The organism is Gordonia sp. (in: high G+C Gram-positive bacteria) (assembly GCF_047602025.1).
In the GTDB taxonomy this organism is placed as follows: domain Bacteria; phylum Actinomycetota; class Actinomycetes; order Mycobacteriales; family Mycobacteriaceae; genus Gordonia.
Genome location: NZ_JASGII010000001.1, coordinates 2772533 through 2785467 on the forward strand (window position 1 = coordinate 2772533; position 12935 = coordinate 2785467).

Annotated in this window: 9 protein-coding genes; 5 read left to right on the top strand and 4 right to left on the bottom strand. The window is 61.7% G+C overall.

Going from position 1 to position 12935, the window contains the following annotated elements:
* Nucleotides 1-20: 20 nt before the first annotated feature.
* Complete coding sequence (locus tag QM728_RS13935; RefSeq protein ID WP_415032601.1) at nucleotides 21-1262, bottom strand: hypothetical protein; 1242 nt, start codon at nucleotides 1260-1262, stop codon at nucleotides 21-23.
* Nucleotides 1263-1990: 728 nt separating this feature from the next.
* On the opposite strand from QM728_RS13935, the gene QM728_RS13940 reads away from it, so the two are divergent.
* The 4 genes from QM728_RS13940 to QM728_RS13955 all read left to right on the top strand — a co-directional run bounded on the left by QM728_RS13940 (nucleotide 1991) and on the right by QM728_RS13955 (nucleotide 8977).
* Nucleotides 1991-3457, top strand: coding sequence for a type I restriction-modification system subunit M (locus QM728_RS13940; RefSeq protein ID WP_415032906.1), 1467 nt, complete (start codon nucleotides 1991-1993; stop codon nucleotides 3455-3457).
* Nucleotides 3454-4596: a restriction endonuclease subunit S gene (locus QM728_RS13945; protein ID WP_415032602.1), complete on the top strand. Its 1143-nt coding sequence runs from the start codon at nucleotides 3454-3456 to the stop codon at nucleotides 4594-4596. The genes QM728_RS13940 and QM728_RS13945 overlap by 4 nt, the downstream gene beginning before the upstream one ends.
* A gap of 26 nt (nucleotides 4597-4622) precedes the next feature.
* A complete protein-coding gene (locus QM728_RS13950; RefSeq protein WP_415032603.1) occupies nucleotides 4623-5504 on the top strand; it encodes a restriction endonuclease in 882 nt (293 codons plus the stop codon).
* A 131-nt stretch (nucleotides 5505-5635) separates the two neighbouring features.
* Nucleotides 5636-8977 (top strand): DEAD/DEAH box helicase family protein, encoded by a 3342-nt coding sequence (locus tag QM728_RS13955; RefSeq protein WP_415032604.1) that lies wholly within the window; start codon nucleotides 5636-5638, stop codon nucleotides 8975-8977.
* Nucleotides 8978-9016: 39 nt separating this feature from the next.
* On the opposite strand, the gene QM728_RS13960 is transcribed toward QM728_RS13955, so the two are convergent.
* Nucleotides 9017-10162 (bottom strand): hypothetical protein, encoded by a 1146-nt coding sequence (locus tag QM728_RS13960; protein WP_415032605.1) that lies wholly within the window; start codon nucleotides 10160-10162, stop codon nucleotides 9017-9019.
* Nucleotides 10163-10275: 113 nt separating this feature from the next.
* Complete coding sequence (locus QM728_RS13965) at nucleotides 10276-10956, bottom strand: hypothetical protein (protein ID WP_415032606.1); 681 nt, start codon at nucleotides 10954-10956, stop codon at nucleotides 10276-10278.
* Between the two features lie 67 nt (nucleotides 10957-11023).
* Between QM728_RS13965 and QM728_RS13970 the strand changes: the two genes are divergently transcribed.
* The gene (locus QM728_RS13970) at nucleotides 11024-11341 is read left to right on the top strand and encodes a hypothetical protein (protein WP_415032607.1); all 318 of its coding nucleotides are present in this window, start codon (nucleotides 11024-11026) and stop codon (nucleotides 11339-11341) included.
* Here QM728_RS13970 and QM728_RS13975 read toward each other — a convergent pair.
* Complete coding sequence (locus QM728_RS13975; protein WP_415032608.1) at nucleotides 11338-12471, bottom strand: PrsW family intramembrane metalloprotease; 1134 nt, start codon at nucleotides 12469-12471, stop codon at nucleotides 11338-11340. The two genes, QM728_RS13970 and QM728_RS13975, sit on opposite strands and share 4 nt — an antisense overlap.
* Between the last annotated feature and the right edge of the window lie 464 nt (nucleotides 12472-12935).

Here is a 12935-nt window from a genome sequence, read left to right on the forward strand (position 1 = left end):
AGTTGAAGTTGTGACTGAACTTAAGACTTCGTATTCCGCAGGTGGCGCCCGATATAGCCGATGTAGATCTTGCCAGTCCCATGCACGTCGTCGTGATAGTGCATGCGAGGCGCGAATGTGTCCATGTGGGTCGGACGAAAGTGCGCATCCATCAAAATCTTCCCAGACTTGTCCACAGTCTTCGGCACAGTGAAAACGCGCTCCTTCCCCCACCTGTTGAGCGTAGTTTCACTCTCGGTCGATGCGTGACGCTCAGGAGAACACTTGTGGCCGGGTAGGTGATCCGAAGTTAGGTAAGAATGGACGCCACACTTAACCACACCGTCCGACTTTCCCTCCGCGTAGTCATAAAGAACATGGACGTAGTCCCAGAACGCGTGTGCGTAGCGCATTCCTTGGCCACGCTTCTCAATTTCGAGCGCTAGATCTTCGTCGCCGGTAAAAACCACGCGGTCGAAAGCCCGGTGGGTCTTCGAGCCAGGAGTAATCCGGTCGAGAAGCTCGTAGATTCCGTCTGGTGGCTCCCAGACCTCGCCATCAGGCTCGACGTAGAGCTGGTCGAGCCTACCGATCTCCGCTAGTTGTTGGGTCAATCGGGTTGAGTGGCGCTCAGCCTTCCGCTGTTCGTCTTCTGCAATCGTCGCCGCAAGGAGTAGCTCCTCGAATTGGGATCGAGCGGCTTCGAGCTCCTCCCTGAGCTGGGAGTTCTCATCAGCGACGCTATCGAGCTGCTCCTCAAGAAGCGCCACCTCCGTCGCCTTAACCTCAAGCGTGGTTCCGAGGTCGATGATCGCCTTCTCGTCGAGCGGTGCATCAGACGCAACCCATCGCTTGACCAGCGCGGCCAATCGGGCCTGCAGCCGTACGACACCGCGGGCACCGCCTGGCAATTCCTCTGGCGTTGACGGCTTTGCCCCAACTCGCTGGCTGACAGCCTGCGAGCGTTGCTGGGCGGCTTCCGCCTTCCGGAGGAGGTCGATTCCACGACGGACGTCACGTGGGAGTTCACGCTCTATGAACCGCAACCGTGTCGACTCCGCATGGCGTCGAGCAAGGCCAGGCGCGACCTTGTTCGAGGGCGACAAGGCCCTCGCCAGCGTGTCCGGGAATAACATCCGGTGCCTGAGTCGGTCTTCCGGGATGTCGAGCTCGACTCGCGGCGAGAAGGTCCGGATGACGCCAGCGGAGACCGTGTGCGACGAAGGAAGGGCTCGCACCAATGCGTCCGTGGCAGTGGCGTCCAAGAGGTACACGGCGGCCACTCCGACACTTTCCCGGGTCAGGCTTCGAACCACATCTCGCCACTGTGATTCGAGCTCGTTTCCACCCGGACTCGGAGCGATAATGACCGAAGCGGTCCGTTCGGAATCACAAATCGCGGCAATCACTTCCGACACGTCTGACCCTCGAACGACCTGCGGCGATCCGGTCAGAGTGGTGGCACCATCATGAGCCTGGTAGGTCTCAAGAATCTGACGAGCAAGAGCCGGTGGCGCAACCTTGCTAACAGCTTTCCTCGCGTCCGGCGCGTCGGTTGAAACATCAACGACTAGAGTCTGAGCTGCGTGCCGCGCATCTGGAACATCGAACGCGAAGACCGAGACCACGAAAGTGCCGCTCGAATTGACCTCACGAAATCGGTACAAGCGGCGCCGGCTCCGGTCCTTCCCCACCTCACCATGAACAACAGTGAGCGACGCGTCAGGTCCTAGTTGGTGCTCACCTGGCCCGGCCCAGTCCGTTCTTTCAACGCCCTTTCGTCGTTTACCGCGCAGCCACGAACTCAGCTGGGACTCAGCCACAGCGACTGCATTGTCCGCGTCATCAAGGCGCAGCACCGCGCGATACCCGACTTCCATCGTTCTCCTTACACCAGGCTGTGAGGTGACTCACTACAGGTTACGGACCCACCCTGACACCGCGTGGATCAGCCGAAGCCTGGGGTGTCAATGCCGTTCGTCGTGGTACGACCCTCACTAGAGTGAAGCTCGTGATCACCGGTGAACTGAAGAGCAAGATCGGCCGAGTCTGGGACGCCTTCTGGTCAGGCGGCATAAGCAACCCGCTGGAGGTGATCGAGCAGATCACCTTCCTGCTCTTCATCCGCCGCCTCGACGACATCCAGACCCTCGCCGAGAAGAAGGCACGCACCACCGGCCAGGAGGTCGAGAACCCCGTGTTCTCTCCGGACCAGGAGCATCTTCGGTGGAGCGAGTTCAAGAATGACGCCCCCGATGTGATGTTCAAGACCGTCGGTGATGAGGTGTTCCCGTTCCTGCGGTCGCTCGGCGATGGGACCACCTACAGCGAGCACATGAAGGACGCCCGCTTCACCATCCCGACTCCAGCGCTCCTGAGCAAGGTCGTCGACATGCTCGACGACATCCCGATGGCCGACCGCGACACCAACGGCGACCTCTACGAGTACTTGCTCGCCCAAATCGCCTCTGCTGGAAAGAACGGCCAATTCCGGACACCTCGCCACATCATCGACCTAATGGTCAAGATGACCGCCCCAAAGCCCGACGACGAGATCTGCGACCCCGCCGCAGGCACCGCAGGCTTCCTCGTCGCTGCCAGCGAGTACATCCGTGAGACCCATCCCGACGCCCTGCTCGACGCGAAGCAGCGCGACCACTTCCACCGGTCGATGTTTCACGGATACGACTTCGACTCGACGATGCTCCGCATCGGTTCAATGAACATGCTCTTGCACGGCGTGGAGGCCCCGGACATCCGCTACCGCGACTCCCTCTCAGAAGGAGCGAGCGAGGACTCCGAGAAGTACACGCTGGTCCTCGCCAACCCACCGTTCGCCGGCTCACTCGACTACGAGTCCACTAGCAAAGACCTCCAGCGAGTAGTCAAGACCAAGAAGACCGAACTGCTCTTCTTAGCTCTTTTCCTGAAGTTGCTCAAAACCGGTGGCAGGGCCGCTGTGATCGTGCCCGATGGAGTCCTCTTTGGATCATCGAAAGCTCACATGGAGCTGCGCAGGATCCTCGTTGAGGACCAGAAGCTCGACGCCGTGGTGAAGTTGCCAAGCGGTGTGTTCAAGCCGTACGCCGGCGTCTCGACCGCGATCCTCGTGTTCACCAAGACCAACTCCGGCGGCACGGACAACGTTTGGTTCTACGACGTTCAAGCCGACGGTTTCTCCCTGGATGACAAGCGCAAGCCGGTCGACGCCAACGACCTCCCAGATGTCCTCGCCCGCTGGCAGTCTCTATCCGCCGGCGAGCCTGTCGAGGCGAGCCGTGCACGAACCGACAAGTCGTTCCTCGTACCCAAGGCAGACATCGCCGCTCAGGACTACGACCTCTCCCTGAGCCGCTACAGGGAGATCGAGTACAACGAAGTCGAACATCGGCCGCCGCTGGAGATCATCGCCGACATCGAGCTGCTGAATGGCGATATATCAACAACCCTCGGCAGGTTGAAGGCACTACTGAGATGAAAAGCTCCTCAATCGGCGACTTAGTCGACGCGGTCAACAACTGGAACCCGTCCAACGCGCCAGACACCGAGTTCGTATACATCGATCTCAGTGCAGTCGACAACACCGCGAAGGTGATCGACGGTGCCGTATCCCACGTCGGCAGGACGGCACCTAGCCGTGCTCGCCGGATCGTCGCAGCCGGTGACGTGCTCGTGTCGACTGTCCGCCCAAACCTGAATGCCGTCGCAATGGTCCCTGAAGAACTGGACGGAGCTACCGCATCTACCGGGTTTGCCGTCCTTCGCGCCTCCGACGGGCTAGACCGGAAGTATCTGTACCACTGGGTACGTTCAGGGCAGTTCATTGCCGACATGGTTCGCAAGGCAACGGGTGCCAGTTACCCCGCTGTCACCGAGCGAATCGTCAAATGCTCGCAAATCCCGCTGCCCCCACTCCCTGAACAGCGACGTATCGCTGCGATCCTGGACCACGCCGACACACTCCGCGCCAAGCGCCGCCAGGTCGTGGCCCACCTGAATTCGCTGACTCAGTCAATATTCGATCTGATGTTCGGCGAGTCGAACCGAGTAACCACCCTCGGCGACGAGCTCGTATTCCTAACGAGCGGGTCGCGGGGTTGGGCTAAGTACTACAGCCCTATTGGCGACAATTTTCTGCGGATTCAGAATGTGGGACGCGACGAGCTAATTCTCGACGACATGGCCCTTGTGTCGGCACCAGATAGCGCAGAGGCCCGTCGAACTGCCGTCCAGCCCAGAGATGTTCTGCTAAGCATCACCGCAGACCTTGGACGCGCAGCTGTCGTACCCAACGGCCTCGGAACTACCTTCATAAACCAGCACCTCGCGATCCTCCGAGCGCCGTCCCTCAATCCGAGGTACCTGTCGGCTTTCATTTCGTCACCCGAAGGACAGCGTCGTATCGCTGGCAGAAATCGCGAAGCAGTGAAAGCCGGTCTGAACTTCGATGACATCCGTTCGCTTGAGATCCCGTATCCACCAAGGAATCTGCAGGATGAGTTCGAGATCCGCGCATCCGCAGTAGACGCTTTTCGATCCGACGTCAAGCGCGCACTCGACACAGACAACCAGCTGTTTGCCTCCTTGCAGGCGCGCGCCTTCCGAGGAGAGCTCTGATGTCCGCACCTACGTGGGATCGATACATGGCTCCATCGCTGCAAGTCCTGTCGGATGGCGAGATTCATCGGGCGCGTTCGATCGTCTTCGCGGCCGCTGACTTCCTGGGTGTAACCGATGACGAGCGCGCGATTCTGATCCCCTCCGGCCAAGTACAGTTTCATAATCGAGGCAATTGGGCGCTTTCCTATCTTGCCCGAGCCAACGCAGTCGAACGGACCTCGCGCGGGTACTACCGGATCACCGACGTTGGTAGGAAACTACTCGCCGACAACCCCGAGGGAATCACCGAGCGTGACCTGCGTGATCTCGCGGGCTACGAAAGCCCCTACACGTCCGCGCGAACCAAGTCGTCGTCGATACCTCCTCCGGTGTCCGATGATGCGACGATCCTCGACCCCCAGGAGATGATCGCCCAAGGCAAAGCGAGCATCGACGAGGACGTTTCAAAGCAGCTCCTCCAACGGATTTGGGCGAGCGAACCAGTCTTCTTCGAACAGGCGGTCCTCGACCTCATGATGGCGATGGGTTACGGCGGGGCGGATGGCCGGGCCACACGCACCCAGCTGTCCAACGACGGAGGTATCGACGGCGTCATCGACCAGGACGCCCTCGGACTCTCTCGCATCTACGTTCAAGCTAAGCGGTACGCCGCCGAGAACACGGTTGGCAGGGAGGCCATCCAGGCTTTCGTCGGCGCCCTCGCAGGCCGCCAGGCAAATCAAGGCGTATTCATCACATCGAGTCGATTCTCGAAAGGCGCCTACGAATACGCCGACTCGATACCTACCCGCGTGATCCTCATCGACGGAGATCGCCTCACCCAGCTGATGATCCGTTACGGAGTTGGGGTGCAGGTAAAGCACCACGTGCAGATCGTTGAAGTCGACGAGGACTTCTTCGAATGACGCCGGTTCAGAACGCATCGTCAGGATGGCGCGAGTCTGAGATGGGCACGAGCTGGAGTGAAGAGCGATATCGTCAGCTGCGTCGCTAATCACGACATGCTTGGCAATGAGCAGGAACGAGACTAGTGCCAATGAGCAACTTTGCCTTCGTGCGGCAAACCCTGCCGTCTGTCTACGAGGACTGCTCCCGCGCCGAGTCGTACCTCAGCTCTGACCCGCGAACAGCCTGCTTCTACTCGCGTCGCGTGGTCGAAGAGATCGTTGACTACCTCTACGACGTCCTCTCCCTCCGCGAGCCCTATCGCAACGACCTCGCCGCCAAGATCGACGACACAGCCTTCAAACGCCAGGTCCCCCTCGGCATCACCCAAAAGATGACCGCGATCCGGCGCATCGCCAACACCGCAGTCCACGACAACCGCCAGATTCGCCCCGACATCTCCCTTCAGGTACTGCGCGAGCTCTTCAACGTCGCCGTGTGGACGTCGTACCACCACTCCGCGAAACCGGATGTGGTTCCCCTTCAAGCACGGTTCGACCCGAAACTCGCGGCGCAGTCAGCACCACTCACTAGAAGTGAGGCCGCGCAGCTCTTCGCAAAGTTCCAGGAGCAGGATCGAGCGCACGCCAAGGCCTTTGAGGAACGCGAAGCTGCCCACGCCGCCGAGATCGCTGAGCTCAAAGCTCAGATCGCTGCCGCCCAGGCGGAGGCGAAACCCGACGACCGCGACTACTCCGAGGCCGAGTCCCGGGACCTCTTCATCGATGTCCTCCTCAACGAGGCCGGCTGGCCGCTCGACCAGGCCCGCGACCGCGAGTACGAGGTCAGCGGAATGCCGAACGCCGACGGCAAGGGATTCGTCGACTACATCCTGTGGGGCGACGACGGATTGCCGCTGGCGGTGGTCGAGGCCAAGCGCACGTCGAAGTCCCCGGAGGTAGGCCAACAGCAGGCGAAGCTGTATGCCGACTGCTTGGAGAAGCAGTTCGGACGCCGACCAGTCATCTTCTACAGCAACGGCTACGAGCATCGGATCTGGGACGACGCCGGCGGCTATCCACCGCGTGAGGTCCAAGGGTTCTACACAAAGGACGAGCTCGAGCTGCTGATCCAACGCCGTCGCACGAAGGCGCCGCTAGCGACTGCCGAGGTGAACACCGACATCGCCGGCCGCAGCTACCAGGTCCGCGCCGTGAAGGCCGTCGCCGACGCCTTCGACCGCAAGCAGCGCGAAGCCCTGTTGGTGATGGCGACCGGTGCAGGCAAAACACGCACCACGATCGCCCTCGTCGACCTATTGCAGAAGACGAACTGGGCCAAACGGGTTCTTTTCCTGGCCGACCGCATAGCGCTGGTCAACCAGGCGGCGAATGCCTTCAAAGCACACCTACCGAGCTCCACCACCGTCAATCTGGTGACGGAGAAAGACGTCGACGGCCGCGTGTACGTCTCGACGTACCCCACGATGATGAACCTGATAAACGAGACCGACGGCAACCTGCGTCGCTTCGGTCCGGGTTATTTCGATCTGATTGTCATCGACGAGGCGCACCGGTCCGTCTATGCCAAGTACGGCGCCATCTTCGACTACTTCGATTCGATCCTCGTCGGGCTCACCGCGACACCCAAGGACGAGGTCGACCACAACACCTACCGGCTGTTCCATCTCGAGGACGGTGTGCCCACCGACGCCTATAGCCTTGAGGAAGCGATCGAAGACGACTACCTGGTTCGGCCGAAGGGCATCAGCATCGGGTCCGCCATTCTGAGGTCCGGTATCAAGTACCGCGACCTAACGCCCGAACAGCGAGACGACTGGGACACACTAGACTGGGGCGACGATGACCCACCAGATGAAGTCGGTGCCGAGGAAGTCAATCGGGTCCTCTTCAACGAAGACACCGTCGACAGAGTCCTCGCCACCCTCATGGAGCAGGGCTACAAGGTTGCCGGCGGCGACCGCCTCGGCAAGACGATCATCTTCGCCAAGAGCCAGAGGCATGCCGACTTCATCGAGCAGCGATTCAACCTCGCCTACCCTGAGTATCGCGGCGACTTCGCTCGCGTCATCACGCACGGAAATCCGTACGCACAGTCATTGATCGACGACTTCTCCATACCCGGCAAGGCACCTCACATCGCTATCAGCGTCGACATGCTCGACACCGGTATCGACGTGCCAGAAGTGGTCAACCTCGTGTTCTTCAAGCAGGTGCGGTCGAAGTCGAAGTTCTGGCAGATGATCGGACGCGGCACACGATTGTGCCCGGACCTGTTCAGCCCCGGTAAAGACAAACAGGACTTCCTGGTCTTCGACTTCTGCGGCAACCTCGAGTACTTCAGCCAGGACCTTCCCGGATCGCAGGGGCAGATTCAAAAGTCACTCGCGCAGCGACTTTTCGAGGCTCGGCTCGACCTGGTGACCACTGTTGGAGACAGCGAACCGGAACTGCGTCGATCGACCGCTGGGTCTCTCCATGAAGTGGTCGATGGCATGAACCTCGACAACTTCCTCGTCCGCAAGCACCGCAAGGCCGTGGAGTGGTTCGCCTCTGCCGACGCGTGGAAGAACCTCTCCAAAGACGACGCTGCAGCCGCGCTCGAGCTGGCGGGGCTCCCGTCCTCGGTTCGCGACGACGACGAGGCCGCCAAACGGTTCGATCTGATCATGCTGCGTCGTCAGCTCGCCCAGCTTCACGGTGATGCCGTCGCCGCCGAGCGTCTTCGTGAGATCGTGCAGGAAACCGCCGTCGCGCTGCTCGGACAAACCACGGTCCCGATGGTCGCTGAGCAATCTGAGCTCCTTGAATCCGTGGCTGGCGATGAATGGTGGGTGGACGTCACGCTGCCGATGCTTGAGCTGGCACGGCTGCGAATGCGCTCGCTTGTCCGACTGATCAAGAAGGCCAGGCAGAACCCTGTGTACACCGACATCGAGGACACCTTCAGCGAGGCTGTCGAGGTAAACCTGCCCGGCACCACTCCAGGGACCAATTTCGAAAGGTTCCGCTCGAAGGCCGAGGCATACCTGCAGGAGCATCTGGACAACATCGCCCTTCAGCGGCTGCGACGCAACCGCCAGTTGACGCCTGCCGACGTTGTGGAGCTCGAGGAGTTGCTGGTCGCCGCGGGAGCAAAAGAAGGCGACATTGCGGCTGCTCGCGAGAAGGCCGGCGGGCTGGGCCTATTCGTTCGTGGCCTTGTCGGCCTCGACCGGTCAGCAGTCACCGAAGCGTTCGAGAAGTACCTAGATAACACCACGTTCTCGGTCGATCAGATTCGTTTCGTCAGCCATATCGTCGACGAGCTGACGAGGAACGGTGTGATGGATCCGCGCCGCCTGTACGAATCGCCGTACACTGATCGCGCACCGACGGGGCCTGACTATGTCTTCCCCGAGGCCGACGTCAACGCGATCGTCAGGACATTGCGGAGCATCACAGACTCCGCCGTGCCGAGGGAAACAGCCTAAGGGCATAGTCCCCTCCGAAGTCGCGAACAACCAGGCCAACTAACGTTGAGTCCGTTGTCGGTACGCCTCGGCTACCTCATTTTCGGCTTCGATAAGGTCAGCAGCCGCCAGGCGAGTTTCTCGTTCGATGTTGTTGGCGGCTTTGGCCCATATCGGCAAGGTTAGCTTGCCTGCGACACTCTGCCTGGACTGACGAGCAAACCGAAGTACTACAAGAAACACCAGCGGCAGAACGATCAGCGGCACTCCGACCGCCAGAATCACGGCTCTTCTGTGCGTCCCCCACTCAGCCACTAGAACGAGCATCGGCAGCATTAGGACTCCTACAACCTCAAGTGCGGGACGTCCCAGGAGGCGCCACCGTGGCATTCGAGTTCGATAGGCAGACCGACGTTGCACCGCGAAGTAGCCAAAGAGGGCGATCTCACTAGTGGTTAACACCATGAGTCCCAGAAGGCCGACAGCAAACTTCAAAGTGAAGGTTGCCCCGTCCCACCAGGATATTCCCAAGTAGTAAAGGGCCAACACCCCGGCGGTGACCAGTAGTCGCAAACCAGCACCGCGCCAAACGGAAGGCATTACATCAGTCGCCTGGTTGATTCCAATGTTCCAAGTGCTAAGCGTTCGCCCCCACTCAGTCAGCTTCTCCACCCTCTGCTCGCTTGAATTCAAACGTACGAGCCCCTTCACCGGCCAGCTGTTCCCCTTGATAGCGCTGACTAGCACGACTGTGATGACAAGGGCGACAGTTGCGATAGTGACCAAGCCAGCGTCCGTCGGTCCGTCGACGCTGAACCAGCCGGTTCCGACTACTACCGCCGAAACGATTGTGGCCATAAAAAGGACCGCTTCCACACACTGAATCCAGAAGTCGGTTGAGGCCTGCTCTTCAATCGACTCGGGTCTCGAACTTACCGACAATGCCACCGACAAAGTGGCCACAAGTGCGACCAGAGACGCTACGACGGTTGCAGCTACTGCTGGCGGAACCGCGCCGACGAGGGCGTCGTGCGTCTTCGGAAACCACTTATGTGGCAGGTAGAGCGCGATCGGTTGACTGCCAGGCTCCTTCACCAGGGGAACTAGCGCAGCAGAGAAGAACAAGGTGTAGCTGATGGCAATCAGCTGGCCCAGTAAACGGCTCTGAAACCGCTGGCGGCTCCTGTCCCTGGCATCCTTGGCCACCGAAGCATCCGCACGCGCCTCCTTCGATAGTGGCGTTTGACCAGTCGGTTTCGCTGACTCTTTTCGCACGAACCATTCCTCCTCACGGTAGCGCGGAACCCGCGCCGGGCGTCCTAGCTCGCCTTCAAGTTCCAGAAGTACCGACTGCTCGGGACGAGGTCCAACCCGTCCCCGGCGCCGAACTTGCCGACGCTGTCCATCAGCTCCTCGATCCGCCGCTTGAGTTCGGCGTCGTCACCGCGACTCCCGTAGAACTCGTGCAGGTCGGTCATGCCGGCCATCGGGAAGTGCTCCTCGACGATGCCCGCGACCTCCGGCGACCCATCCGTGAGCACTTCCTCGACGATGTTCTGCACGTACGCCGACGTGTTCTGCGTCCGGATCGCCACCGCCGTGTGGTGTTGCATCCAGTAGTCGAGGTAGTCCGCCCGCGACATGTCCGACGGCCGTCGCAGCAGCGCGACGTTCGCCAACACGTCGGCCCGCTCACCGTCGGCGACCGGTCGCGGATCGAGACGAACCTTCTCCGTCACCCGGTACGCGTTCGGCCGCTCACCGGTCGCCTCGGCCACCGCGTCGACGATCCCCTGCGGCTCTCCATCGGTCCACACCGAGAGCACCGCCGTCACGGGCTCGGCGGCGGGGATGCGCATCGCGGGGGCGACGCTCTCGTCGTCGATGTTCACTTGGAGCGCGGTCGCTCCCGCCTTCGCCAGCGCCTCCCGCAACTGCGGCCCGAGGAGGACCGGCCCAAGGTCGTCGCCGAACACGGTGAGCATCACTTTCGTCGCCACGCGCTCAGCTTATGGCGACGACGGTGAACCCGGTGCCGATGTCCGAGGGTCGGGGTACGTTCCTCCCATGAAGACCAAAGCAGCCATCCTCGCCGGCCTCGCGATTGCCGGCCTGAGCCTTGCCGCCCCGGCTGCCCATGCCGCGCCCGTCGAAGGCGCCGCCTGCAGCAAGAGTGAGCTCGGCGACCTGCGCTACACGTCGGCAGGCAAGCCCGTCGCATGCATCACCGCCGGTCGCCCGACACCCCGCTGGACCCAGACCGCCAAGGTCGACCCGATCGTCCGCGAGGGTGGCACCGCGTGCAGTGGCACCTACCCCGTGGCCCGCAACCGAGCCGGCAAGGCAATCATGTGTGTCTCGGGCGTCTGGATGTACGGGCCCTAAACCCGGGGCGGCGGGACGTAGCCACCCGGCGCCGGCGGGATATTGGCCAACGCGGCAAGCGCCGGGCCAGCGTCGACCCGCGCCTGACGCAACCACTGCGTCTCCTCGTTGAACAGGGCCGTGGTCCGGGGATCGCCGAAGCCGCGGTCGATCCGGTCGCGCACGAATGCCAGCGAGACGACCTGCCGCGAGAACTCGCGCACCGCGCCGTGCGCCGGTTCGCCGAAGCGCTTGGCGATCGCGGTCGCCCGGTTGCGCGTCTTCATCGACCCGAGCCAGCCGGCCTCACTCGGCGAGATCAGCCCCGCCTCGACCATCCCCGGCAGTTTGGCCGCGACCGTGCGCTGCTCCCGTCGTCGACTCAGGACGGCCACGACGATCATGGTCGCGAAGACCGGCATCATCCAGACCACGTAGATGCCGAAGTACCAGTCGGTGCCGAGCTGCGCGGACGTGTTCCACAGCGCGTGCATGCCGACCGCACCGAGGTAGCCGAGCAGGATGCAGCCGACCTTCGCGGCAGTGGTCCGCTGGTTCAGCGCGAAATACACCCCGATGCCCAGAAAGCTGCAGAACAGCGAGTGCGCGAACGGGCCCATCGCCAGCCGCAGGATTGCGATCGCCAACGTCGCATCGGCACCGCCGCCGGCGATATAGAAGATGTCCTCGATCCAGCCGAACCCCGCGCCGACCAGCCCGGCGAACACCAGGCAATCGGTGAGCGAGTTGAGCTCGTTGCGGCGCACCCCGGTCATCATGATGAGCAGGAACAGACCCTTGGCTGCCTCCTCGGCGAACGGGGCGCCGACGACACCGGAGATCCACTGGTTGCCGGTGTCGAAGAAAACCAGGCTCACAACCAACGCGACGATTAGCGCCACCGACGCACCCCACAGGAACGCCATCACCAGCAGGCGCGGCGGCTCCGGCTCCCAGCGGTCGAGCCACAGATAGGACCCGACGACGACGGTCATCGCAATGCTCGTCAACACGAAGGCGATACCCCCGCCGACGGGGTTCGTCACGAAGACGAGGACCAGGATCAGCGCGGCGATCGTGCCGAGCGCGATGATCGCGCCGAGCGGGGCACCCACGTCGCGCAACTTGCGCGGCATCACCGGATACGACATCCGGTCAGCTTAGATCGGGGAGCGATTTGCGGAACGAGATGTCGAGCTACGCCAAGAAACTCGTTCGCCTACTGTCAGGCCTGCGACTTACCGTCAAGCATGCGCAATTGGACTACCCGCGCTCGCGATCGTGCACAGCGGCTACTCAACGGGAACATCACGTGGGTTGAAGAAGATGGCTCGATCGAGTGTTTCCACCTCACGCCTCTCGAGCGCTGGTCGATCTGGGGTCCGCGGCCGCACACTTGGTGGGGTTTCCGCCGCTACTCGCAGTTGGCCTGCGGCTGCAAGCGCAACCCGATAACTCGCCGAATTGTGGAGTTTCGGCTCGGCTGCCGAGCCCACCTCGGCGAGTCAGTCCACTAGGCCCGACGGGACCAGCGTGATCTCGTATGCCTCCCCCGCAGGTCTCGATACGAATCCTCGCTGCGCTCGGATTCACTCGACCACCGACGGAATCTATG